The organism is Pseudonocardia sp. DSM 110487, from assembly GCF_019468565.1.
In the GTDB taxonomy this organism is placed as follows: Bacteria; Actinomycetota; Actinomycetes; order Mycobacteriales; family Pseudonocardiaceae; genus Pseudonocardia.
On the sequence record NZ_CP080521.1, the window covers coordinates 8859148 to 8882872 of the forward strand.

Consider the following 23725-nt stretch of genomic DNA (forward strand, 5'->3'; position numbering starts at 1 on the left):
TACCCCACGCATGCGGCTCGCTACTCCCTTTCCCCTTTTTTCACACAGTCGTACGCTCGGCCCTCGTGTCGAACGGGGGGACGGCCGGGGCGAGCACGCGCGGTAGCCGAGGCGGACCGGTCCTGATCGGCGCCCTTGCCGTCGACTCGCTCGGCAACGGGCTCTTCCTCCCCCTGTCCCTCGTCTACTTCGTCGAGCTCACCGACGTGCCGTTGGCGCTGGTCGGGGTGCTGCTCACCGTCGCCAACGCGGTGACGCTCCCGATCCCGATCTGGGTGGGCACGCTCGCCGACCGGTTCGGGGCGCTTCCGCTCGTGGTCGGCGCGCAACTACTGCAGGCCGTCGGCTTCCTGGCATACGCGTGGGTGAGTGGGCCGGTCGGCATCCTCGTCTCGTCCGCGCTCGTCGCGATCGGGGTGCGGTTCTTCTGGTCGGCCGTGTTCACCGCGATCGCCGACTTCGTCGACGGCAGCACGTCGACGCTCTCCCGCGATACCTGGTACGCGCTCGCCAACGGCGCCCGCACGGCAGGGCTCGCCGCGGGTGGGCTGGTCACCGGGATCGTCGTCTCGGACGGGCGCGACGCCACCTACCGCGCGGTGGCGTACGCCGCCGCCGCGTGCTTCACCGTCGCGGCCGCGCTCATCACGGCCTTCGTCCGCACCGGGCCCGGCCACGCGCACGAGCCGCTCGAACGCTCCGGCTACGCCACGCTGCTGCGCGACCGGCCGTTCCTCGGCCTGATCGCGCTCAACGCCGTGTACGCGCTGTCCAGCATGATGCTGGGCGTCGCGCTCCCCACGGTGATCCTGATCGGCATCGAGGGGCCTGCGTGGCTCACCTCCGCGCTGCTCGCGGGCAACGCGGTGCTGATCGCGGTGCTGTCCGCGCCGGTCGTCGCGCGGCTCACCGGGTTCCGCCGCACGCGCAGCATCATCGTGGCCGCCGCGCTGTGGGCGGCCTGGTGCGTCTCGCTCGCGGTGCTGGTGCCGGGGCAGCAGGGCTGGGTGCTGCCGGTGCTCATCGCCGGCACGTTGCTCTTCACCGCGGCCGAGCTCGTGCACGCCCCGGTGTCGATGGGGCTGGCCGCCGCGGCTGCGCCACCCGCGGCGCGGGGCCGCTACCTCGCCACGTTCCAGTACTCGTTCACGATCTCCTCGATCATCGCGCCCGCGTTCTTCGCCACGCTGTTCGAGCTGGCCACGGCCGCACCGTGGATCGCGCTGGCTCTCCTGAACATCGCGAGCATCGGAGGCATGCTCCTCCTGGAGCGGAAGCTCCCGGCGACGGCCCTGCGCGACCCGGCCCTCGACTGACCGACGTTGCAGCGCCCGTCAGACCATCCCGAGCAGCATGACCGCCATCGCCGCGGCCGTCACCAGCTGCGCGGCCGCCACGACGTGAGGGGCCTCCAGCGTGCGGGTACGCACGACGACCGCTCCGGCGGCGGGCTCTGGGCGGCGGCATCCGTCGGCGCACCGCAGGGCATGCCAGCCGAAGTAGCCGGTGAGCCCGAGCGCCACCACGGACGCGATGCCGAGCGTGCCCGCCGCCCCGTGGCCGTTGGCGCTGTGGCCCGCGGCCAGCATCAGCAGCATGGCGCCGCTGCCGACGACGTGGTGGCCCGCGTCGCCGCCGAACGTCCCGCTGCGCACCACCGCACCGCCGAACCAGACGATGCCGACCGCGAACACGACCGTCCACACCGCGCCGGACACCGGGTTGCCGAGCGGCGAGAACATGGCGGCCATGCCGAGGGCCATCGCGGCGTGCGAGAGCTCGCCTGCGACGTCCTGGCGCAGAACGACCATGCGGACCATGTGCAGCAGGCCGATCGCGAGGCAGAGGAGCGCGAGGCCTCCCGATACCCACCCCATGAGCGACATCCCGCCCCCGATCCGTGCAGCTCGGGCCCGACCCTAGTGAGATAAAGACAGGTCATCCGTGTCCGCTGTGACACGACTGCGTGACGGGCTGCTCACCGCCCCGAATTGGGTCTTGCGAGCGAGCCCGTCGGCGTTCGAAGGTGTCCCCTTCTGAGCGAGAACGTCGGAGGTCTGACGATGGCGGGAGAGTCCCGGGTGGTACGCGCGGCACTCGTGCAGGCGAAGTGGACGGGCGACACCGAGTCGATGATCAAGGTCCACGAGTCCTACGCCCGGTCGGCCGCCGAACAGGGCGCGCAGGTCATGGGCTTCCAGGAGGTCTTCAACGCGCCGTACTTCTGCCAGGTGCAGGAGGCCGAGCACTACCGGTGGGCCGAGCCGGTGCCGGACGGGCCGACCGTCCAGCGGATGCAGGCGCTGGCCAAGGAGACCGGCATGGTGCTCGTCGTGCCGGTGTTCGAGATCGAGAGCTCCGGCAACTACTACAACACCGCCGCCGTGATCGACGCCGACGGCAGCTACCTCGGCAAGTACCGCAAGCACCACATCCCGCAGGTCAAGGGATTCTGGGAGAAGTTCTACTTCCGCCCCGGCAACCTCGGGTGGCCGGTCTTCGACACGGCGGTGGGCCGCGTCGGCGTCTACATCTGCTACGACCGCCACTTCCCGGAGGGCTGGCGCGCGCTGGGCCTTGCGGGGGCGCAGATCGTCTACAACCCGAGCGCCACCAGCCGCAGCCTGTCGTCGTACCTGTGGAAGCTGGAGCAGCCGGCCGCCGCAGTGGCCAACGAGTACTTCATCGCCGCGATCAACCGGGTGGGCGTGGAGGAGTACGGCGACAACGACTTCTACGGCACCAGCTACTTCGTCGACCCGCGAGGACAGTTCGTCGGCGAGCCGGCCTCCGACCGCGACGAGGAACTCGTGGTGCGCGACCTGGACCTCGCGTTGATCGACGAGGTACGCCAGAACTGGGCGTTCTACCGCGACCGCCGTCCCGACGCCTACGGACCGCTGGTGGAGTCGTGACCGACAATCTGCTGGCCAGAACGCGGGCCGTACTCCCTTCCTGGCTGGCGATCTACTACGAGCAGCCGATCGAGATCGAGCGCGGCGAGGGCCGCTACGTCTGGGACGCCGACGGCAACCGCTACCTGGACTTCTTCGGCGGCATCCTCACGACGATGACCGCGCACGCGCTGCCGGAGGTGACGAAGGCCGTCAGCGACCAGGCCGGACGGATCATCCACAGCTCCACGCTCTACCTGAACCGGCCGATGGTGGAGCTGGCCGAGCAGATCGCGGCCGTCTCCGACATCCCCGACGCCAAGGTCTTCCTCACGACGTCGGGTACCGAGGCGAACGACACCGCCCTGCTGATCGCCAGCTCGCTGCGCAGGTCCAACCAGATCCTGGCGATGCGCAACAGCTACCACGGACGGTCGTTCTCGACGGTGGCGATCACGGGCAACCGGACGTGGTCTCCCACCTCGCTCTCGCCGTTCCAGGTCTACTACGTACACGGGAGCCAGCGGTACCGCTCGCCGTTCGCCGGTCTGTCGGACGGGGAGTTCATCGCCGCGTGCGTCGCCGACCTCAAGGAGGTGCTCGACCAGGCGGGCGGCGACGTCGCCGCGCTGATCGCCGAGCCGATCCAGGGCGTCGGCGGTTTCACCTCAGGCCCGGACGGGCTGCTCGGCGCGTTCGCCGAGGTGCTGCGCGAGCGGGGGATCCTGTGGATCTCCGACGAGGTGCAGACCGGCTGGGGCCGCACCGGCGAGCACTTCTGGGGATGGCAGTCGCATGGCGCCACCCCGGACATCGTCACGTTCGCCAAGGGCGTCGGGAACGGCCTTTCGATGGGCGGGGTGATCGCTCGGGCCGAGGTGATGGACTGCCTCACCGCGAACTCCATCTCGACGTTCGGCGGCTCGCCGCTGACGTCCGCCGGTGCGCTTGCCAACCTGCGCTACGTGCTCGACCACGACCTGCAAGCCAACGCCGCGCGGCACGGCCCGACGCTCCTGGAGGGCCTGCGCGCGCTCGGCTCGCCGATCGTCGGCGACGTCCGAGGGAAGGGCCTGATGATCGGGGTCGAACTGGTCCGTCCGGGTACGGGTTCCCCCGGCGAGCCGGCCCCGGAGCTCGCGACCGCGGTGCTCGAGTCGTGCAAGCGGCGCGGGATGCTCATCGGCAAGGGCGGGCTCCACGGCAACGCGCTGCGCATCGCCCCGCTGCTCACCCTCACCGCCGAGGAGGCGGCAGAAGGCCTTTCCATCCTGGTGGCCGCGATCGAGGAGGTCACACCATGACCCGCACGCTGATCCGGAACGGCCTCGTGATCACCGCGTCCGACGAGAGCTCGGTGGACGTCCTGATCGAGGACGAGAAGGTGGTGGCGCTTGCCGACCCGGCGTTCGCGCAGAGCTGGACGGCCGACACCATCATCGACGCCACCGGCAAGTACGTGATCCCGGGCGGCGTCGACGCGCACACGCACATGGAGTTGCCGTTCGGCGGCACTTTCGCCTCCGACACGTTCGAGACCGGCACCCGGGCCGCGGCGTGGGGTGGCACCACCACGATCGTCGACTTCGCGGTGCAGTCGATGGGCAAGTCGCTGCGCGACGGCCTGGACGCGTGGCACGCGAAAGCCGAGGGCAACTGCGCGATCGACTACGCGTTCCACATGATCATGGCGGACGTCAACGAGGGCTCCCTCAAGGAGATGGAGGGCCTCGTCGGCGAGGGCATCACCAGCTTCAAGCTGTTCATGGCCTACCCCGGCGTCTTCTACTCCGACGACGGCAAGGTCCTGCGCGCGTTCCAGAAGGGCGCCGAGACCGGCGGCCTGATCATGATGCACGCCGAGAACGGCATCGCGATCGACGTGCTCGTGGCGCAGGCGCTCGAACGCGGCAACACCGACCCGAAGTACCACGGCGTGGTGCGGCATGCGCTGCTGGAGGCCGAGGCGACGCACCGCGCGATCCGGCTGGCGCAGGTGGCGGGCGCGCCCGTCTACATCGTCCACCTGTCGGCCACCGAGGCCCTCGCCGAGGTGAGCCGGGCCCGCGACGAGGGCTACAACGCGTTCGCCGAGACCTGCCCGCAGTACCTGTTCCTCGACGTCGACGACCTCGCACGGCCGGGCTTCGAGGGCGCGAAGTACGTCTGCTCCACGCCGCTGCGGCCCGCCGAGCACCAGGCGGCGCTGTGGCGAGGGCTGCGCACCGACGACCTGTCGGTGGTCTCCACCGACCACTGCCCGTTCTGCTTCAAGGACCAGAAGGAGCTCGGCGTCGGGGACTTCTCGAAGATCCCGAACGGGCTACCCGGCGTCGAGACCCGGATGGACCTGCTGCACCAGGCCGTCCTGGACGGGCACATCGGCAGGCGGCGCTGGATCGAGATCGCCTGCGCCACCCCGGCGAAGATGTTCGGGCTCTACCCGCGCAAGGGCACGATCGCCCCCGGCGCGGACGCCGACATCGTCGTCTACGACCCCAACGCGCAGCAGGTGCTGTCGGCCGAGACGCACCACATGAACGTCGACTACTCCTGCTACGAGGGCCGCGCTATCACCGGGAAGGCCGAGACGGTGCTGTCGCGGGGCCGTGTGGTCGTCGACAAGGGTGAGTACCTGGGCAGCGCAGGCCACGGGCGGTTCCTGCGCCGCGACACCTGCCAGTACCTCCGATGACCGGCATGGACGTCGGGTTGGTCCTACAGACCGACCCGCCTGCGCAGACCGTCGTCGACCTCATGGTGCGGGCCGAGGAGCTCGGGTTCAGCCACGGCTGGACGTTCGACTCGCACGTGCTCTGGCAGGAGCCCTACGTCATCTATCCGCGGATCCTGGAGCGGACCTCCCGGATGATGGTCGGGCCGATGGTGACCAACCCGGCCACCCGTGACTGGACGGTCATCGCGTCGCTGCACGCCACGCTGAACGAGCAGTTCGGCAACCGCACGATCTGCGGCATCGGCCGCGGCGACTCCGCGGTGCGCGTGCAGGGCCGCCCGCCCACCACCCTGGCGCGGCTGGAGGAGTCGATCCACGTCATCCGCGAGCTCGCGGAGGGCCGGTCCGTCGAGCTGCACGGCACGACGGTGCAGATCCCATGGGTGGCCGACGGCACGAAACTGCCGGTCTGGATGGCCGGGTACGGGCCGAAGGCGCTCGACCTCGTCGGCCGCGCGGCCGACGGGTTCATCCTGCAGCTCGCCGACCCCTACCTCGTGGAGTGGACGGTCAAGACCGTGCGCGCCGCCGCCGAGGCGGCCGGGCGGGACCCGGCGACGATCACGATCTGCGTGGCCGCCCCGGCGTACGTCGGCGACGACCTCGGGCATGCGCGCGACCAGTGCCGCTGGTTCGGCGGGATGGTCGGCAACCACGTCGCCGACCTCGTCACGCGCTACGGCGAGACGTCGGCCGCCGTGCCCGCTGCGCTCACCGGCTACATCAAGGGCCGCGACGGCTACGACTACAGCCACCACGGCCGCGCCGACAACCGGTCCACCGACTTCGTGCCCGACGAGGTGGTCGAGCGGTTCTGCCTGCTCGGCCCGCCGTCCGCGCAGCTGGAACGGCTCGCCGAGCTGAGGGAGCTGGGTGTGGACCAGTTCGCGATCTACGCCATGCACGACGCCCGCGAAGCGACGATCGAGGCATACGGAGCGGCGGTCATCCCCGCCCTCCCCTGACAGCTGGAGGTTTTCTTGCCCGGCTACCTCATCCTGCACGGCGAGGTGACGGACCCCGAAGGCTACGAGGAGTACAAGGCGAAGGCCCAGGTCATCCTCGCCGAGCACGGCGCGCGCTACCTCGCGCGGGGCGGCGAGGCCACGCGGGTCGAGGGCGAGTGGCTGCCCCGGTTCGTCGTGGTGGAGTTCCCGAGCTACGAGGCCGCGCTCGCCTTCTACCACTCGCCGGAGTACCAGGAGGTGGCCGAGATCCGGAAACGGTGCAGCAAGTCGGCCGTGGCGATCGTGGAGGGCCTCCCCAGCCCGACTCCGTGAGCCCAGTTGCCGGCCGGTGAACCGGTACAGCAACCACACGCAAAACCGGTCCATGTCGATGGGCCGGTTCGCATTTACCGTCGCTCTCGTGCAGTCCTCGAACTCCATCTTCACCTCCCTCGCGCACCAGCCCCTGCCCGCGATCCCCGACGACGCCCAGGTCATGACGGCCACCGTGGAGGTACCGCCCGGCGACCCTGGCACTCCGCCCCACCGCCACTCCGGCCCCGTGTACGGCTACGTCACCGAGGGCGCGATCGTCTGGGAGCTGGAAGGCGAGCCGGAGCGTGTGATCCGGGCCGGCGAGGCGTTCTGGGAGCCCGGTGGCGACGTGATCCACTACCAGGCCGGCAACGCGCTGGCCGATGCGTGGAGCCGCTTCGTGGTGGTGATGGTCCACGCGCCGGGCGCGCCCATGCTCACCCTCGTCGACGAGGGTGAGCTCGCCGAGCGCCGCCACCTGCGGGCCCCGCGCCCGGTCACGGCATGACGCGCATCCTGCTGGCCGGATCCACCGGGGTCGTCGGTACGCGGCTCGTCCCGCTGCTGGTGGCGGAGGGCCACCACATCACCGCGCTCACCCGCAGCCCCGAACGCGTTCCCGCGCTGCGTGCGGCCGGGGCGCACCCCGCCGTCGTCGACGTGCGGGACACCGCCGCGCTCGCGGCGACGGTCCGGGACACCGCGCCCGACGTGGTGGTGCACCAGCTCACCGACCTCGGCGCGGCCGACCTCACTGCCAACGCGGAGCTGCGGGTGACCGGCACCCGCCACCTCGTCGACGCCGCGCTCTCCTCGGGTGCCCGCCGGATCATCGCGCAGAGCATCTCCTGGGCCTACGCAGGCGGGGACGGTCCGGCCGACGAGGACACCCCGCTGGACCTCGACGCCCCCGAGCCGCGTGCCACGTCAGTGCGCGGGGTCGCCGCGCTCGAGGCGGCGGTGCGCGAGGCGCCGGAGTGGGTGCTGCTGCGCTACGGGATGTTCTACGGCCCGGACACCTGGTTCGCGCCGGCCGGTCTGCGCGCCGCCGACGCGAAGGCAGGCAAGCTCGTGGCCGACGGCGACATCACGAGCTTCCTGCACGTGGACGACGCGGCCGCGGCGGCGACGGCCGCGCTGGAGTGGCCGTCCGGCGCCGTGAACGTCTGCGATGACGACCCGGCGGCGGCCCGCGACTGGGTACCGGCCTTCTGCGCATCCGTCGGAGCACCGCCGCCGCCGGTCTCGGACGCCCCGCGGCGGGCGTGGGCCCGCGGCGCGGACAACCGGCGCGCCCGCGACCAGCTCGGCTGGAGGCCGCGGCACCCGTCGTGGCGTCACGGCTTCGAACTCAGCGCAGCAGCTCGGTGAGCGCGTCGAGCGCACCGCGCCACGCGTGCCCGGCCGGCGTGGCGTAGCCGATCACCAACGCCCCTGGCCGGTCCGGGGCAGGCCGGTGCCAGTAGTGGCCGGTGTGCAGGCCGTGCAGGCGCACACCGGCCCGCTGCGCGGCCTTCACGGTCTGCCGTTCCTCCTCCGCCGAGGTGAGCGGGAGCAGCGCGTGCAGGCCCGCCGCCACTCCCGCGGGCGGCGGCGCGCCGATCGCCGCGAGCCGGGCACCGAGCTCCTGCCGCCGCGCCCGGTAGACCAGGCGCATCCGCCGCACGTGCCGGTCGTACTCGCCTCGGGAGAGCAGGTCGGCGAGGGCGAGCTGGTCGACGGCCGGGACCCCGGCGCCGAACGCCGTCATCTCGGCTTCCAGCGGCGCGCGCAGCGCCCGCGGGACCACCAGCCAGCCCAGCCGCATGCCGGGGGCGAGGGTCTTGCTCACACTGCCGGCGAACACGATGCGCTCGGGATCCAGCGGCTGCATCGCCCCGACGGGCTGGCGGTCGTAGCGGAACTCGCCGTCGTAGTCGTCCTCCACGACGAAGCCGTCGCAGCGACGGGCCCATTCGACCGTCGCGGCCCGCCGTGCCGGTGCCAGCACCACGCCGTACGGATGCTGGTGAGCCGGCGTGAGCAGCGTGAGCGCCGGCTCGTCCGGCAGCGCGCCCGGGTCGGCACCCGCATCGTCCACGGGCAGGGGAACCGGGTTCAGCCCGCCGGCACCGAGCACCTCGCGGTGGCGGGCGAAGCCCGGATCCTCGACCCCGGCTTGCCGCATCCCGAGCCGCTGCGCGACCCGGGCCAGCAGCGCAAGCGCCTGCGTGAACCCGGCCGTCACGACCACGGCGTCCGGGCTCGCCCGAACCCCGCGCGTGCGCCCGACGTGCTCGGCGACAGCGGCACGCAGCACCGGAAGGCCGGCGGGCTCGACGTAGTCCAGCGAGGCGGCGCTCCCCGCGAGCGCCCTCCGGACGGCACGGGCCCACGGTGTGCGGGGGAACGCGCTGAGATCGGGCCGTCCCGGGCGGAGGTCGATCCCGGGACCGCTGACGGTCGGGGCCGGCCGGCCCTCCGGCTCGGGCAGCGGGGAACCGGCCGAGACCGGGCCAACCACCGTGCCCGAGCCCGCCACCCCGACGAGCCAGCCCTCCGCCACGAGCTGGCCGAACACCTGCACGACCGTCCCGCGAGACAGGCCGAGATCGACGGCGAGGCTGCGTGAGCCCGGCAACCGGGCGCCAGGGGCGAGGCGGCCCGATCGCACCGCCTCGCGCAGCGCGGCCTCCAGCGCGCGCCCGCGCCCCCGGCCCTCGCCGACGTCCAGGTGCAGGTCGAGCCCGCGGACGAATCCCGCGGTCACCGGGCGCGGGCCGGTGGGATCCGGGCCTCGATCCCGGCCAGGAAGTTCGGGCATTCGATGAAGTCGGGCGCCGGGCATCTCAGCCCGTGGGCGATCAGCTCTCGCGCGGCGGTCGCCGACGCGATGCGGCGCTCCAGCTCGGCGTCGTGCCGGGCGAGCACCTCCTTGCGCGCGGCTGGGTCGGTGGTGTCGAGCATCGCTCGCACCTGCTCCAACCCGAACCCGAGCTCCTTGCACTGCTGGATGAACGCCACCCGCGCCAGCGCGTCCCGGCCGTACCGGCGTCGCCTGCTCACGCGGCGCGAGGGCGTGAGAAGGCCGACCGCCTCCCAGTGCCGCAGGACGTGGGTGGCGAGACCGAACCGGTCCGCCAACTCGCCGATCGTCATCTCGACCTGCTCGGAGCTTGACTTCACGTCAACATGAAAAGGCAGGGTCGGGTCCATGGACAAGGCCTTTCTCGAAGCCCTGATCGCCTTCGACCGCCGACCGGAGTCCGTGCGGCTACGACGCCGGACCTACGAGCTGCTGCAGGTCGAGCCGGGCAGCCGGGTGGTGGATGTCGGCTGCGGCGGCGGCACGGCCGTGGCGGAGCTGGCCGACCTCGGAGCCGACGCCGTCGGTATCGACGCCGCCGCGGAGGCCGTCGCCTTCGCCCGCGGGCAGCACCCGCGCTGCCGGTTCGAGGTGGGCGACGCGCAGCGGCTGCCGTTCGCCGACGGGAGCCTCGACGGCTACCGGGCCGAGAAGCTCTACCACGCCCTCGCCGACCCGGACAAAGCCTGCGCCGAGGCCCATCGGGTGCTCGCTCCGGGCGGGCGGATCGTCCTCGTCGGTCAGGACTGGGACGTCTTCGCGATCGATTCCGACGACCCCGTGGTCACCAGGACGATCGTGACGAGCAGCGCCGACGAGATCGCCAACGGCCGGGTGGCCCGCCGCTACCGGAACCTACTGCTGGACACCGGCCTCGACGACGTCTCCTGCGAGGTGCACACGACCGTCCTCACCGATCCGGAACTGGCACTCTTCACCATCACCCGCCTGGCCGATGGCGCGGTGCGGGCCGGCGCGGTGAGCGAGGCGCAGGCCGAAACGTGGCTCGACGAGCAGCGCAGTCGGGCCGACCGCGATCGGCTGTTCGTCGCGATGCCACAGTTCCTCGTGGCCGGGCGCCGGCCGGTCACACCGTCCTGATCGTCGCCATCATCGCCATGTCCTCGTGCTCGAGGTTGTGGCAGTGGAAGACGAACCGGCCGGCGTGGTCGGAGAACCGCACCGCCACGTCGACGACCTCGGCCGGGCGCACGTCCACGGTGTCCTTCCAGCCGATGTCGTAGCGCCCCGGCCCTTCGCTGCCGCGGCGCAGCACCTGGAAGGGGTCCAGGTGCAGGTGGACCGGGTGGTGCACGTCCGTGACGAAGCGCCACACCTCTGTCTCGCCCAATGGGACGTCGGCGAGCGAGGTGTTCGGGTCGAAGGACGTGCCGTTGATCGTCCAGCCCTTGTGGTCGCCGACGGCGCCGCGGCTGAACCGGAAGGTGCGCTGTGGCGCCCCGTCGGGCGGGACGAGGGGCTCGACCTCGGCGAGGCGGTCCGGCACCCGGCTGTCGTCCCGGGCGGCGCGCACCACCCGGAACCGCATCACCTGGCCCGCTGGACCACTGTCCAAGCCGTTCACGACCGTCACCTCGGTGCCGACCGGCAGCACCGAGAAGTCCACGACCACGTCGTACCGCTCCCCCGAGGCGATGTCGATCGCCACGTGCTCCACCGGCTCCGCGAGCAGCCCACCGTCCGATCCGATCTGGACGAACGGCAGGTCGGGCCCGCCGGGCACGGTGAGCGCGAGCCGGTAGCGGCGGGCATTGGAGACGTTCAGCAGCCGCAGCCGGTAGCGCGCCGCGTCGACCTCGTGCACCGGCCACGGCGCCCCGTTCACCAGCACGACGTCGCCGAGCACGCCCTCCATCCAGTCGTCCTCCACCCCCGGCAGCGACCGCATCCCCTGGTCCAGCCCCGGGTAGGCGAACGACCCGTCGGCCGCGAACGCCCTGTCGCAGATCATGAGCGGCAGCTCCCGCTCGCCGCGGGGCAGCGGCAGCGCGTCCTCGACGTCGTCACGCACGATGTGGAACCCGGACAGCCCGCGGTAGACCGCCGGGCCGGTGAAGTCCATCCGGTGGTCGTGGTACCAGAGCGTGGCGGCGCGCTGGTCGTTCGGATACCGGTGCTCGCGCTCACCCACGGCGACGTCGCCGACCATGCCGTGGTGCCCGCTCCAGTCGCCGGTGCCGCCCACCGGCAGCACGAGATCGAGGGGCCACCCGTCGTGCGCCGCGGGGGTGTGCCCACCGTGCAGGTGGACCACCGTCGGCACCGGCAGTTCGTTGCGATAGCGCACCACCACCGGCTGCCCGCGGCGGGTCTCGAACGTCGGGCCGGGGAAGATCCCGTCGTAGCCGAGGATCGACGTCCGGACACCGGGCAGGATCTCCGCATCGGCCACCCGCTGCGTCACCCGGTACACCTGCGCACCCGCATCGTCGACGCCGATGGGCCGGGCGACCGGCGGCACCGGCAACGGCACCCGGAACGGCTCCGGCAACGGCACCGCGGTCGTGAGCACCTCCCCGGTGGAACCGGCGGTCGCGCCCGACCCGCAGGCCGGGAGCGCGGCGAGTGCGGCCGCCCCTCCCAGTAGCCCGAGGAACCCGCGCCGCGACAGGTTCATCGCCGGCCCCGTGGGCGAGCGGCCGCCGGCGTCCAGACCCATGCGGCGAGCAGCACCGCGGCGACCGCGATCGCGACGCCGAGCGGGATGTGCAGCTCCAGCTGCCGGGAGTAGCCCATCCCGATCTGGAAGCCCTCGGCGAGGAACACCAGCGCGGTGGCCGGCAGCACCCACAACGGCCCGCGGCCACCGACCACGTACGCGAGGGCGCCGACCATCAGCGCCATGGCCACCAGCGCCAGCAGCGATCCGATGAGGCCGTGCGCCGTGATCGCGTCGACGTCGCCGGTGAGGTAACGGCCGGCGAGCACCGGCTGGGCGAGCACGGCGATCAGGTGCCCGGTGAGCAGGAACCGCAGCGTCCAGAGCGAGAACCGTGGCCCCGTCGGGGCGGCCGCCGGGCGTGCAAGGGTGTCCACGCCGAGGGACTCTATAGGTAGACAGCCTACTTATGTATCAGGGATTTCCCTGATCAGCACCTGATGTGCCCGCACGCGGGATAGGTAGCATCCCTGTACATGAAGCCCGACGCCGTCCGCGGCCACCTCGACGGGCTGATCCTCGCGGTGCTCGAGGACGGCCCCCGGCACGGCTACGCGATCATCGAGGCGCTGCAGGCCCGCAGCGGCGGCCGGCTCGACCTGCCCACCGGCACCGTCTATCCCGCGCTGCGCCGCCTGGAGCGGGCGGGGCTGCTGTCGGGCACGTGGAGCACGGTGGGCGGCCGCGAGCGGCGCACGTACACCCTCACCAGGGCCGGCCGGCACGCACTCGCCGGCCAGCGTGCCGACTGGAGCGAGTTCAGCGCCGTGGTCAACGCCGTCCTCCGGCCCGTGGCAGGCACGTCATGACCGCCGCGGCCGATCCGATCAGCGCCCACGTCGCCGAGCTCGACCGCATGCTCCGCGGGCCCGCCGCCGCGAAGCGGAGCATGATCGCCGAAGTGCGCGACGGGCTCACCGACGCGGTCGCGGGCCATTGTGATCGTGGGCTCGACCCCCGCCGGGCCGCCGTCGCGGCCGTCCGCGAGTTCGGCACCGTGCGCGACGTGGCCCCGCTGCTTCAGGAGGAGCTCACCGCCCGGCAGGGGCGGCGCACGGCCCAGCTGCTCGTCGTGACGTTTCCCGCCACGCTCATCGCATGGGATGCGCTGTGGATGCTGGGAGACGGGTGGTCGACCCCGCCGACCGTCTTGGTCGCGGGCCTGGCCCGCGCCATTGACGTCATCACCATCCTGATCACCATGACCGCCGCCGTCCTTCTGCTGGCCACGTTCCGCGACGGCCCACTGCCCCGGCGGGTCACGCGACTGACCGGCATCGTGGCCGCCCTCGGCGTCGTCGGCACCACCGGTACATCCCTCGCCATGAACCTGATGACACCCCACCTGGCCGGCCAGATGTATGCCACCAATCCGGCGACCGCCGTCGTCCTCACGGGCACGGCGGTGAGCGCGGCGCTGATCTTGCGTTCCGCTGCCCGTTCGCTGCGGTTCGCGCGGGCGTCCCGCCCGTCAGACGAGGGAGCGGACTCGCAGGTCGGGTAGCGCCGCGGCGAGCACGTCGAAGTCGCGGTCGCGGTGCACGAGCGTGGCACCGGTGCGCACGGCGACCGCGGCAATCAGACAGTCCATCGTCTTGCGGACGGTCTTCCCACCGTTGCGAACGGCGCGGTACGCCATCGCGGCGTCGCGGTAGTCGACCGCTGCATCGACGGGCAACAGTTGAAGCGCGCCCGTGAGCTTCTCGATCTGCCGGAACGCCCGGCCACCTGGCGCGCCGGCCAGCAATTCCAGCATCACCGGCTCGGTGATGGCGACGTCACCGGGCCGCTTCTGCATCATCTCGCGGACGGCGACATTGGCGCGAGAGCCGGTGCGCCGGAAGAACTCGATCCAGGCCGACGAGTCGATCAGCTCCACTCGCGGACCTCGGCCTGAGCCCAGTCCTGGATCTTCGAGCGACGCATCTCGTCGAGATCGCCCTCCCAGCCGATCCCTTCGAGGCTCTCGATGAACTCCGGAGACAGTCGTGGACCGACGAGCCGCCGCAGGGCGAGATCGACGGCTTCCTTTTTGGTCTTCAGGCCGTACTTTCGCATTGCCTCGGCGACCAGCTCGTCGTCAATGTCGATGTTGGTGCGACCCATACACCAATCATACACCTCCGCTACACCGACATTGCCTGTCAGGGTTGGGGTCGACGATCACCTCATGACTGGAACGGAACGGCCGCTCGCGGGGCGGGTGGCGTTGGTCGCGGGTGCGACGCGGGGTGCCGGCCGCGGAATCGCGGTGGAGTTGGGCGCCGCGGGCGCCACGGTGTACGTCACGGGCCGCACCACGCGGGACCGGCGCAGCGAGTACGACCGGCCGGAGACCATCGAGGACACCGCCGACCTGGTGACGGCGGCGGGCGGGACCGGGATCGCAGTGCCCACCGATCACCTCGTCCCGGAGCAGGTCGAGCGGCTGGTCGCACGCATGGACGCCGAGCAGGGCCACCTGGACGTGCTGGTCAACGACATCTGGGGCGGCGAGTACCTCACCGAGTGGGACAAGCCGGTGTGGGAGTACTCCCTCACCGACGGGCTGCGGATGCTGCGCCTCGCGATCGACACCCACCTCGTGACGGCCCACTACGCGTTCCCGCTGCTGATCAAGCGGCCGGGCGGGCTCGTCGTCGAGGTCACCGACGGCACCGCCGAGTACAACGCCGACCACTACCGGCTCAACGCCTACTACGACCTCGCCAAGATCTCGCCCATCCGGCTCGCGCGCAGCTGGGCCCACGAACTCGGCCCGCACGGCGCCACCGCCGTCGCGATCACCCCCGGCTGGCTGCGCTCGGAGATCATGCTGCACGAGTACGGCGTGACCGAGGAGAACTGGCGCGACGCGTGCGTGAAGGAACCGCACTTCGCGATCTCGGAGACCCCCCGTTTCGTCGGCCGCGCCGTGGCCGCGCTCGCCGCCGACGAGCAACGCGACCGCTGGCAGGGCCAGAGCCTCTCCAGCGGCGGCCTCGCGAAGGAGTACGGCTTCACCGATCTCGACGGCTCCCGCCCCGACGCCTGGCGCTACGTGGTGGAGGTCCAGGACGCAGGCAAGCCTGCGGACGTGACGGGCTACCGCTGACGATGGGACGAGGGGCGCTGTCGTCCGGCTCTATTGGACGAGAGTGCCGCTCGCCCAGTACGCGAGGAAGAACTCTTCCTTCATCGATGGGGACCTTGGCTGCGACCGTCCTGCCCTGACCACGAATTTCACGTCCACCAGGGGAACAGCATGATCAGAAGCCGCCTCGCACGGGGCGCAGCCGCGGTCGCCAGCGCTGTCATCACGCTCTTCACGAGCACCGGCATCGCCGCCGCGCAATCACCCGACCCGTGCGCACCGAGCAATGAAGCTTTGCCGAGCTACGAAGTGACGAACGTGCGGCACTCCGGCACGTATGACAACTTCGACCATGGCCCGGACTGGACCGTGGAAGGTCGTGGTCCAGCGAAGTTGTCTTTGTCGAGGACTGTCGAAGCATCCAATAGCTTCTCGGTCTCGATGCAGGTCCCAACGGGCCCGCTCTCCGCCGCCGTGGGGTTCGACGTCACCGAAGGGGTCTCGTACACAGCCAGCTACGAGTACGAGATCCCCGCGGAACCTCGCAATCATCGATGGTTCATCGAGGCGGGCACCCGAGACGCCGTATACACGTACGACGTGCAGAGATACTGCCTCGGCTTTCCCGACGGACCGGCCGTGAGGGGGCGGGCCGAAAGATCGGGGCACCTGATCTACCAGGTGTTCAGCAGGGCTCCCGGCACTCCTCGCAGTTGACCCCGATCGGCGATCGGTGATGGCTGGCCGCTGTCAACCGAGGTTGTTCGCGGTCAGCCAATTCTTCGCCACATCCGGCATCGTGTTCTCCGCAGCATTGGCAACCTCTCGGTTGAGCTGCAGGAGCGCGTCGGTCGTGAGCGCGGCCGAGATCGCGTTCAGCGTCTGGCGCACCTGGTCGTTCACCTTCGACTCGTTCACCAGCGGCACGACGTTCTGGGCCGCGAAGTTGTTCTGCGGGTCCTCCAGCGCCACCCAGCCGCGGTCGGCGATCGTGGGGTCGGTGGTGAACAGGTCGGCTGCCTGGATGGTGCCGTCTGTGAGCGCGGCGACGGTGAGGGGCCCACCCGCGTCGAGGGAGCGGAAGTCGGCGAACGTGCAGTTGTAGAGCCGCTCGATCCCGGGCAGGCCGTACGGCCGCTCGGCGAACTCCGGCGGGCCGCCGAACACGATCTCGCCGCAGTGTGGGGCGAGATCAGCGATCGAGCGGGCGTTGTACCGCTGAGCCGTCTCCTGTGTGATGACCACCGCGTCCTTGTCCTCCGCCGCGGACTGGTCGAGCACGATGAGCGGATCGGGGAGCTTCGCGGTGAGCTCCTGGTACACCTGGTCGGACGCGGTGACCGTGGCCTGCGGGTCGATCTCCTGCAGGAGGTTGCCCGTGTACTCCGGGATCAGGTCGATCGAGCCGTCCTGCAGCGCCGGGAAGTAGACCTCCCGGCTGCCGATCCCGAACGAGCGCTCGACCTTGACGCCCTTCGCCTCGAGGGCCTGCGAGTAGATCTCCGCCAGCAGCCGGCTCTCGGTGAAGTTCGCCGACCCGACCTTGATGACGTCGGCGGCCGCGGGGGGCCCGGCCGCAGGTGCGCCGGACTGGCCGCCGGCGAGCGGGTCGCCACCGCCTCCACAGGCGGTGAGACCGAGGGCGAGCAGGCCGGTCAGCGCGACGAGCGTGCGTTTCATGATGCGATTCCTCCGGCGACGACGGGGGCCTGTCGGGGTGCCCTTCGGCGGGCCTGCGCTGTGCGCAGACCCGGTGAGACGATCAATCGCTGCAGTGCGCCGAGCAGCCCCTCGACGACCAGTGCGAGGACTGCCACCAGTACGGCGCCCGCGGCCATCTCCGTGTAGTCGTTGCGGGCGAGGCCGTCGATCAGGAAGCGCCCCAGGCCGCTGAGGCCGATGTAGGCGCCGATCGTGGCGGTGGCGATCACCTGCAAGGTGGCGGTGCGCAGACCGCCGAGGATCAGTGGAACGGCGATCGGCAGCTCGACCTTGGCGAGCACCTCATGCTCCCGCATGCCCATGCCGCGCGCGGCGTCGATCACGGCGGGGTCGGTGTTGCGCACCCCGGCGTAGGTGCCCGCGAGCAGCGGCGGAACGGCCAGGATGACCAGCGCGATGGTGAGCGGCAGCACTCCGATCCCGACGACCATCACCAGCAGCGTGAGCAGGCCGAGCTCGGGGAGCGCACGCAGCCCGTTGGCCGTGCCGACGACGAAGAAGCCGCCCCGCCCGGTGTGCCCGATCACGGCGCCGATCGGGACGGCGATCACCGCGGCGATGAGGAGGGCCTGCACCGTGTAGGCGAGGTGGTCGGCCAGCCGGGAGGGCACGCCCCTCGTGCCCGACCAGTTGGACGCGTCGCCGAACCACTGCACGACCTCGACGAAGAGGTTCACGTCGCGCCTCCTGCCGCGTGCCGGTTCCAGGGCGTGAGGATCCGGCCGATCACGAGCAGCACCGCATCGCCCGCCAGCGCGAGGAGCACGGTGAGCGCGACGCCGACGATGATCTCGGTTGGGAACTGCAGCTGGAAACCCTCGGTGAAGAACTCGCCCAGCCCTCCGACTCCGATGAGCGCGCCGACGCTGACCAGGCTGATGCTCGACACCGTCGCGACGCGCAGGCCGGCGATGAGCACCGGGATGGCAAGGGGTAGCTCGATGTCGAGGAACCGGCGCGCCTGCCGGTAGCCCATCGCGGTGGCCGCGGCGATCACGAGACCGGGCACGGCGGCGAGCGCGTCGGCGATGGTGCGCACGAGCAGCGCGACGGTGTAGATGGTGAGCGCGACGATGATGTTGATCTCGGACAGGATCCTGGTGCCCAGGATGCCGGGCAGCACGACGAACAGCGTGAGCGACGGGATCGTGTAGAGCACACCCGCGGCCGGCACGAGCACGGCCCGGGCGAGCGGGTACCGGTTGGCCAGCCAGCCGAGCGGAACGGACAGCACCAGCCCCACCAGCACCGGGATGAGCGCCAACCGCAGGTGCTCGACCGTGAGCGAGAGGATCCGGTCGGCGTTGCCTGGGATCCAGCTCCAGATCACGCGGCCGCCTCGTGCTCCCGGGCCGCGTCCACGACCGCGAGTACGTCGTTCGCGGTGACGGAGCCCACCACCGCGCCGTTGCCGTCGATGGCGACCCCGACCCCCGACGGCGAGGACAACGCCGCGTCCAGCGCGCTGCGCAGCGACCCGCTCCCGATGTCGTAGAGCGACCCACCGGGCACCAGGTGCTCGGCCTCGACGACGGTGGCCCCGTTGCGCTCCGCGCCGTTGAGCCATCCCTGGGGGTGCTGCTCGGCGTCGACGACGAGCACCCAGGAGTCCTCGTCGGGCACCGGTGCCCCGATGGCGACGGTGGGCAGCTCGCCGAGCGGGATGGCGTCGGACGACAGGAAGCCGAGACCGCGGTAGCCGCGGTCGCGGCCGACGAAGTTGTCGACGAAGTCGTCGACCGGGCGGGCGAGGATCTGGCCCGGCGCGTCGTACTGGGCCAGGACGCCGCCGACGCGCAGCACGGCGACCTTGTCGCCCAGCTTGATGGCCTCGTCGATGTCGTGGGTGACGAACACGATGGTCTTGCCCAGCTCGGACTGCAGGCGCAGGAGCTCGTCCTGCAGGCTCTCGCGCACCACCGGGTCGACGGCGCTGAAAGGCTCGTCCATCAGCAGGATCGGCGGGTCGGCGGCCAGCGCGCGGGCCACGCCGACACGCTGCTGCTGCCCGCCCGACAGCTGCGCCGGGTAGCGCCCGGCCATCTCCGACGCGAGCCCGACGATCTCCATCAGCTCCGCGGCGCGCGAGCGGGCCTTCGCCTTGCTCCAGCCGAGCAGCAGCGGGACCGTGGCGATGTTGTCGAGGATGGTGCGGTGCGGGAAGAGCCCTGCCTGCTGGATGACGTAGCCGATGCCGCGGCGCAGCTCGGCGGCGTCGGTGGCGGCAATGTCGCGCCCGTCGACGAGGATCGTGCCCCCCGTGGGCTCGATCATGCGGTTGATCATGCGCAGGGACGTGGTCTTGCCACAGCCGGACGGCCCGACGAAGACCGTGATCCCACCGGCCTCGACGACGAGGTCGAGGTTGTCGACCGCAACGGTGCCGTCGGGGAAGCGCTTGGTCACGCCCCGGAACTCGATCATCCGAGGGACCTCCGTGTTCGCCGACGACCCCTTGCCGGTCGCCGCATCGCAGGGAGGCTATCCCGAGCGACCGACAACCGCGAACCGTTCGTGAGCTCGCCGTGATCAAGCCTGGATCAAGCGCCCCGCGGATGCGGGCGTGGCGAGCCTCCCGCGGGCGAGGATGTCCCGCACCCCGGCGGACCGCAGCGGCCGCGAGAAGAGCCAGCCCTGGTACGCGTCCACGCCGATGCCACGCAGCACGTGGAACTGCTCCGCGGTCTCCACGCCCTCGGCCACCGTGGTGCGGCCCATGGCCCGCGCCATGTCCACGACGGCGCGCGCGACGGCGAAGTCGGCCGGGTCGTCTGCGATGCCCGTGACGAAGGCGCGGTCGACCTTCACGGTCTGCGCGGGGAGCTCCTTGAGCCGGGCGAGCGAGGAGTAGCCGGTGCCGAAGTCGTCCACCGCGAACCGGACGCCGCGCTCGGTGAGCTCGGCCATGGCGGCCAGCGCGTGCGGCGGGAGGGCGACGAGGCTGGTCTCGACGAGCTCGAGCACGAGCCGGTCCCACTCGAGCCCCGCCTCCGAGACGGCGTCGGTCACCGCGGAGAGGAACCCGGCGTCGCCTGGCAGCAGCCCGGCCAGGTTCACCGCGACCGCGCTGCGGCGGCCGCGGTGAGCGGGCCATGCGGCCGCCTCCCGGGTGGCGGCGCGCAGCACCCAGAGGTCCAGCTCGCGCAGGAGCCCGCTGCGCTGCGCGACCGGCAGGAAGTCGTTGGGCGGGATCAACCCGCGTTCCGGGTGCGGCCAGCGGACGAGCGCCTCTGCCGACACCACGGTGCCGTCCGGGCCCACCACCGGCTGGTAGTCGAGCACGAGGCCGTCGGTGGCGATCGCCGCGCGCAGCTCCGCCTCCAGCTCCAGCGCCTTGGTGGCGGAGCTGACCACCCCGTCGGTGGCGATCCCGATGCCGCCCCGCGCCTGCCGGCGCTTGGCGTCGTGCATGGCGGCCTCCGCGAAACGCAGCAGGTCAGCAGCGCGCACCTCGCCGGTCGGCACCGGCGTGGCGAGCCCGACCGTCGCCGTCATCTGCACCGGGCGGCCGCACACGGTGATCGTGGTGCGCAGCAGGTCCGCGACGGTCCGCGCGAGCAGGTCGGGGCCGCCGACCTCGGCGTGGTCGGCGCAGATCACGACGAACTCGTCGGCGCCCAGCCGCGCCGCCGTGCAGCCGAACGGCAGCTCGCGCTGCAGGCGGGCGGCGAGCGACACGAGCAGGTCGTCGCCCGCGTCGTGGCCGAGCGAGGAGTTGACGCGCGCGAAGTCGTCGAGGTCGCCGCACACGACGGCGACGCGGTCGCGGCCGGGCCCGGCCAGCAGGCGATCGACGAGCTCGAGCCCAGCGGCCCGGTTGGGAAGGCGGGTGAGCTCGTCCACCGTGCCCGCGCTGCGCAGCAGCTCGGCGGCCAGCCGGCGGTCGGAGACGTCGGCGCAGGTCACCAGCCACAGGAAGCCGCCGTCGTCGGCCGCGGTCGCGGAGACTGCCAGCTCGCACCACACCGTCGTGCCGTCCGCGCGGCGCAGCGGGGCGCTGTCGACGCGGTAGCCGTGACGCGCGCCAGTGGGCACCGCGCGCAGCCACTCCGGGAGCGTCGCGCCGTCGAGCGACGCATCGTCGGCGGACAGTGCGGTGGCCGCCGTGCCCCGCAACCGTTCGAGCGGGACGCCCAGCAGCGTGCACATGCCCTCGTTGGCGTCCACGACGCGGCCCGCCGGGTCGAGCAGCGCGACCCCGCCGGGCACGAGTGCCATGAGGTCGGCGAACCGGCGGCCGGAGCGCTCCACCCGGAACCGGGCGACCCGCTCCGCGCTCAGGTCGTGCACGACGCCGATCAGCCGCAGCGGTGTGCCGTCATGGCCGCGCTCCACCTGGGCCCGGCAGCTCAGCATCCGGTCGCCCGGCAGCTGGAGCTCGACGTGGTGATCGGCGGCGGGGTTGCCGGCGCGCAGCTCCTCGCACAATGCGGCCACCTGCTCCCCCTCGATGGGCTGGCAGCCGCCACCGTCCGGATCCACCCCGACCGACCGGTACAGCTCGTCCAGGGTGCCGCTGCGTTCCAGGGCTGACGTCGCCAGGTCGAAGGACCACGTCCCGATGCGGGCCAGCCGCTCCAGCTCGACGGCCCAGACCGGATCGACCACCACCTCGGGACGCTCGACGATCACGACGGCGGTCAGGTCGATGCCGGGCAGCGGCCAGCGCACCACGCGGACGGGCAGCCTGCTCCCGTCCGCGCGCACCAGCTGCGCGTCCGGCTCGGCGCCGACGAGCAGCCGGTGCATGCGGGCACCGACGAGGGCCCTCGGATCCGCGGCCCCTGCCATGGCCGCGAGCGCGTCGTTGGCACGGACGACCCTGCCGTCGCCGTCGTGGAGGAGCGCAGGCTCCGCGGGGAGCGGGACCGAGCCCGCCACACCCGACACCCGGTCCCGATCGGGAGCCTCCGCGACCGCACGCGCCAGCCGGGAGGCGAACAGCGCCGCCTCCGGATGCACCTCGGCACCGAGCACGGCACGCTGCTCGCGGTGCAGATCCGCCCGTAGGACGGCCTCGGACGCACCGTGCGGCTCGGTCGGCGGCTCGACCACCGGGCCGTCGCCGAGGCGGTGTCCGAGCTCTCTCACGTGCGTCTCCCAGCGTCGCTGCGTCGATACCCTTCGCTACAACGACGCCGGCGGCCACACGATTTGGCCGAACTGCTCGATCCGGCTACACCACCCCGAGTGAGTGAACGGCCCGGCCTGCACGCAGAGTGACGGCCATGATCACCAACGGAGCAAACGTGCAGGCCGAAGGGCGATCAGGGCGTAACGGCCGAGTCGGACGAAGCGGCGGCGACAGCTGACGAAACGGCTAGGGCGACACGCGGGTCGAACGGGCTCGGCACGATCGCATCGGCCGAGAGCTCGTCGCTCGCAACCGAGAAGATGGCCTCCGCAGCCGCGAGCTTCATCTCCTCCGTGATACGCCGTGCCCCCGCGTCGAGCGCCCCGCGGAACACGCCGGGGAACGCGAGCACGTTGTTGATCTGGTTCGGGAAGTCGCTGCGACCGGTGGCCACGATGGCCGCGTGGCGCCTCGCGACGTCCGGGTGGATCTCGGGGTCGGGGTTGGAGAGCGCGAAGACGATCGCCTCGTGTGCCATCCGGGCCAGCATCTCCTCGGGCAGCTTCGCGCTCGACAGACCCACGAACACGTCGGCGCCCTCGAGCGCCGCAGCGAGGCCACCGGTCACACCGCGCGGGTTGGTGACGGCCGCCAGTGCGGCCTTCTCCCCGCCGCGCGCTGCGTCGAGCACGCCGCGCGAGTCGAGGACGACGACGTCACGCACCCCCGCGGCGAGCAGGATCCGGGCGCAGGCGACGCCCGCCGCCCCCGCTCCCGAGATGACGACGCGCAGCCCGTCGAGCGGGCGGCCCTGCACCGCGCAGGCGCCGCGCAGCGCGGCGAGCAGCACGATCGCGGTGCCGTGCTGGTCGTCGTGCATGACGGGGCAGTCGAGCGCCTCGACGAGCCGCCGCTCCAGCTCGAAGCACCGCGGCGCCGCGACGTCCTCGAGGTTCACCGCGCCGAAGCTCGGACGCAACCGCACGAGCGTCTCGACGATCTCCTCGACGTCGGTGGTGTCGAGCACGAGCGGGATCGAGTCGAGGTCCGCGAACGCCTTGAACAGCGCGGACTTGCCCTCCATGACGGGCAGCGCGGCGCGCGGGCCGATGTCGCCGAGCCCGAGGACGGCCGTGCCGTCGCTCACGACGGCGACGAGGCGGTTGGTCCAGGTGTAGCGGGCGGCGAGGCCCGGGTCGGCTGCGATGGCGCGGCTGACCTCGGCGACGCCGGGCGTGTAGGCGACGGCGAGGTCGCGCGCGTTCTCCAGCGGGGCGGTGAGCGCGGTGCCGAGTTTGCCGCCACCGTGCGCGGCGAAGATCTCCTCGCGGGTGGGCATGGTCCGTTCGGGAACGATCGTCACAGGTCTACTTCCTCGTGGTGCTCAGGGGGCGCCGACAGGGGCGCGCTCTCGCCGTGCACCGGGGGTCGCGGGTCC

The 23725-nt window shown here is 71.9% G+C and carries 26 protein-coding genes; 13 read left to right on the forward strand and 13 right to left on the reverse strand.

Translation table 11 applies throughout. The features are described from left to right. Positions 1-65 precede the first annotated feature (65 nt). Positions 66-1316 carry an MFS transporter gene (locus K1T35_RS41505; protein ID WP_255621270.1) on the forward strand — a complete coding sequence of 417 codons (1251 nt, stop codon included), beginning with the start codon at positions 66-68 and terminating at the stop codon, positions 1314-1316. 18 nt (positions 1317-1334) lie between these two features. Here the strand turns inward: K1T35_RS41505 and K1T35_RS41510 are convergent, their stop codons facing one another. After that, the gene (locus K1T35_RS41510; protein ID WP_220257150.1) at positions 1335-1877 is read right to left on the reverse strand and encodes a DUF5134 domain-containing protein; all 543 of its coding nucleotides are present in this window, start codon (positions 1875-1877) and stop codon (positions 1335-1337) included. A 186-nt stretch (positions 1878-2063) separates the two neighbouring features. Here K1T35_RS41510 and K1T35_RS41515 point away from each other — a divergent pair, with 186 nt between their 5' ends. From K1T35_RS41515 to K1T35_RS41545, 7 genes are all read left to right on the forward strand, one after another. Further along, positions 2064-2915 carry a nitrilase-related carbon-nitrogen hydrolase gene (locus K1T35_RS41515; RefSeq protein WP_220257151.1) on the forward strand — a complete coding sequence of 284 codons (852 nt, stop codon included), beginning with the start codon at positions 2064-2066 and terminating at the stop codon, positions 2913-2915. Continuing rightward, positions 2912-4198 carry an aspartate aminotransferase family protein gene (locus K1T35_RS41520; RefSeq protein ID WP_220257152.1) on the forward strand — a complete coding sequence of 429 codons (1287 nt, stop codon included), beginning with the start codon at positions 2912-2914 and terminating at the stop codon, positions 4196-4198. The genes K1T35_RS41515 and K1T35_RS41520 overlap by 4 nt, the downstream gene beginning before the upstream one ends. Next, positions 4195-5589, forward strand: coding sequence for a dihydropyrimidinase (gene hydA / locus K1T35_RS41525; RefSeq protein ID WP_220257153.1), 1395 nt, complete (start codon positions 4195-4197; stop codon positions 5587-5589). The genes K1T35_RS41520 and hydA overlap by 4 nt, the downstream gene beginning before the upstream one ends. Positions 5590-5594: 5 nt before the next feature. After that, positions 5595-6596, forward strand: a complete 1002-nt coding sequence (locus K1T35_RS41530; protein WP_220257154.1) for a TIGR03842 family LLM class F420-dependent oxidoreductase — start codon at positions 5595-5597, stop codon at positions 6594-6596. A 15-nt stretch (positions 6597-6611) separates the two neighbouring features. Beyond that, complete coding sequence (locus K1T35_RS41535; protein WP_220257155.1) at positions 6612-6911, forward strand: DUF1330 domain-containing protein; 300 nt, start codon at positions 6612-6614, stop codon at positions 6909-6911. An 88-nt stretch (positions 6912-6999) separates the two neighbouring features. Next, positions 7000-7401 (forward strand): cupin domain-containing protein, encoded by a 402-nt coding sequence (locus tag K1T35_RS41540; RefSeq protein ID WP_255621271.1) that lies wholly within the window; start codon positions 7000-7002, stop codon positions 7399-7401. Beyond that, entirely contained in the window at positions 7398-8264 is an 867-nt protein-coding gene (locus K1T35_RS41545; RefSeq protein WP_220257157.1) for an NAD(P)-dependent oxidoreductase, read from the forward strand. The genes K1T35_RS41540 and K1T35_RS41545 overlap by 4 nt, the downstream gene beginning before the upstream one ends. Here K1T35_RS41545 and K1T35_RS41550 read toward each other — a convergent pair. Both K1T35_RS41550 and K1T35_RS41555 read right to left on the reverse strand, forming a co-directional pair. Further along, positions 8245-9642, reverse strand: coding sequence for a PLP-dependent aminotransferase family protein (locus tag K1T35_RS41550; RefSeq protein ID WP_255621272.1), 1398 nt, complete (start codon positions 9640-9642; stop codon positions 8245-8247). The two genes, K1T35_RS41545 and K1T35_RS41550, sit on opposite strands and share 20 nt — an antisense overlap. Beyond that, a complete protein-coding gene (locus tag K1T35_RS41555; protein WP_220257159.1) occupies positions 9639-10058 on the reverse strand; it encodes a MerR family transcriptional regulator in 420 nt (139 codons plus the stop codon). The genes K1T35_RS41550 and K1T35_RS41555 overlap by 4 nt, the downstream gene beginning before the upstream one ends. 28 nt (positions 10059-10086) lie before the next feature. Between K1T35_RS41555 and K1T35_RS41560 the strand changes: the two genes are divergently transcribed. Next, complete coding sequence (locus tag K1T35_RS41560; RefSeq protein ID WP_220257160.1) at positions 10087-10839, forward strand: methyltransferase domain-containing protein; 753 nt, start codon at positions 10087-10089, stop codon at positions 10837-10839. Here K1T35_RS41560 and K1T35_RS41565 read toward each other — a convergent pair. Further along, the gene (locus K1T35_RS41565; protein WP_255621274.1) at positions 10826-12418 is read right to left on the reverse strand and encodes a multicopper oxidase family protein; all 1593 of its coding nucleotides are present in this window, start codon (positions 12416-12418) and stop codon (positions 10826-10828) included. The genes K1T35_RS41560 and K1T35_RS41565 overlap by 14 nt on opposite strands. Further along, positions 12373-12795, reverse strand: a complete 423-nt coding sequence (locus K1T35_RS41570) for a hypothetical protein (RefSeq protein ID WP_220257161.1) — start codon at positions 12793-12795, stop codon at positions 12373-12375. Before K1T35_RS41570 ends, K1T35_RS41565 begins: the two co-directional genes overlap by 46 nt. Before the next feature lie 99 nt (positions 12796-12894). Here K1T35_RS41570 and K1T35_RS41575 point away from each other — a divergent pair, with 99 nt between their 5' ends. Next, the gene (locus tag K1T35_RS41575; RefSeq protein ID WP_220257162.1) at positions 12895-13227 is read left to right on the forward strand and encodes a PadR family transcriptional regulator; all 333 of its coding nucleotides are present in this window, start codon (positions 12895-12897) and stop codon (positions 13225-13227) included. After that, the gene (locus K1T35_RS41580) at positions 13224-13922 is read left to right on the forward strand and encodes a permease prefix domain 1-containing protein (RefSeq protein WP_220257163.1); all 699 of its coding nucleotides are present in this window, start codon (positions 13224-13226) and stop codon (positions 13920-13922) included. Before K1T35_RS41575 ends, K1T35_RS41580 begins: the two co-directional genes overlap by 4 nt. Here K1T35_RS41580 and K1T35_RS41585 read toward each other — a convergent pair. Both K1T35_RS41585 and K1T35_RS41590 read right to left on the reverse strand, forming a co-directional pair. Continuing rightward, positions 13890-14297, reverse strand: coding sequence for a PIN domain nuclease (locus tag K1T35_RS41585; RefSeq protein WP_220257164.1), 408 nt, complete (start codon positions 14295-14297; stop codon positions 13890-13892). The genes K1T35_RS41580 and K1T35_RS41585 overlap by 33 nt on opposite strands. Continuing rightward, complete coding sequence (locus tag K1T35_RS41590; RefSeq protein WP_220257165.1) at positions 14288-14524, reverse strand: type II toxin-antitoxin system VapB family antitoxin; 237 nt, start codon at positions 14522-14524, stop codon at positions 14288-14290. The genes K1T35_RS41585 and K1T35_RS41590 overlap by 10 nt, the downstream gene beginning before the upstream one ends. Before the next feature lie 64 nt (positions 14525-14588). Between K1T35_RS41590 and K1T35_RS41595 the strand changes: the two genes are divergently transcribed. After that, the gene (locus K1T35_RS41595) at positions 14589-15512 is read left to right on the forward strand and encodes an SDR family oxidoreductase (protein WP_220257166.1); all 924 of its coding nucleotides are present in this window, start codon (positions 14589-14591) and stop codon (positions 15510-15512) included. Between the two features lie 150 nt (positions 15513-15662). After that, positions 15663-16208, forward strand: a complete 546-nt coding sequence (locus K1T35_RS41600) for a hypothetical protein (protein WP_220257167.1) — start codon at positions 15663-15665, stop codon at positions 16206-16208. Positions 16209-16241: 33 nt separating this feature from the next. Here the strand turns inward: K1T35_RS41600 and K1T35_RS41605 are convergent, their stop codons facing one another. The 6 genes from K1T35_RS41605 to K1T35_RS41630 all read right to left on the reverse strand — a co-directional run bounded on the left by K1T35_RS41605 (position 16242) and on the right by K1T35_RS41630 (position 23626). Then, complete coding sequence (locus K1T35_RS41605; RefSeq protein ID WP_220257168.1) at positions 16242-17171, reverse strand: ABC transporter substrate-binding protein; 930 nt, start codon at positions 17169-17171, stop codon at positions 16242-16244. Next, positions 17168-17890 carry an ABC transporter permease gene (locus K1T35_RS41610; protein WP_220257169.1) on the reverse strand — a complete coding sequence of 241 codons (723 nt, stop codon included), beginning with the start codon at positions 17888-17890 and terminating at the stop codon, positions 17168-17170. The genes K1T35_RS41605 and K1T35_RS41610 overlap by 4 nt, the downstream gene beginning before the upstream one ends. Continuing rightward, positions 17887-18543, reverse strand: a complete 657-nt coding sequence (locus K1T35_RS41615; protein WP_220257170.1) for an ABC transporter permease — start codon at positions 18541-18543, stop codon at positions 17887-17889. The genes K1T35_RS41610 and K1T35_RS41615 overlap by 4 nt, the downstream gene beginning before the upstream one ends. Continuing rightward, positions 18540-19637, reverse strand: coding sequence for an ABC transporter ATP-binding protein (locus tag K1T35_RS41620; protein WP_220257171.1), 1098 nt, complete (start codon positions 19635-19637; stop codon positions 18540-18542). The genes K1T35_RS41615 and K1T35_RS41620 overlap by 4 nt, the downstream gene beginning before the upstream one ends. A gap of 105 nt (positions 19638-19742) precedes the next feature. Beyond that, positions 19743-22304, reverse strand: a complete 2562-nt coding sequence (locus K1T35_RS41625; protein WP_255621275.1) for a bifunctional diguanylate cyclase/phosphodiesterase — start codon at positions 22302-22304, stop codon at positions 19743-19745. Between the two features lie 176 nt (positions 22305-22480). After that, complete coding sequence (locus K1T35_RS41630) at positions 22481-23626, reverse strand: NADP-dependent malic enzyme (RefSeq protein WP_220263183.1); 1146 nt, start codon at positions 23624-23626, stop codon at positions 22481-22483. Positions 23627-23725: the final 99 nt, after the last annotated feature.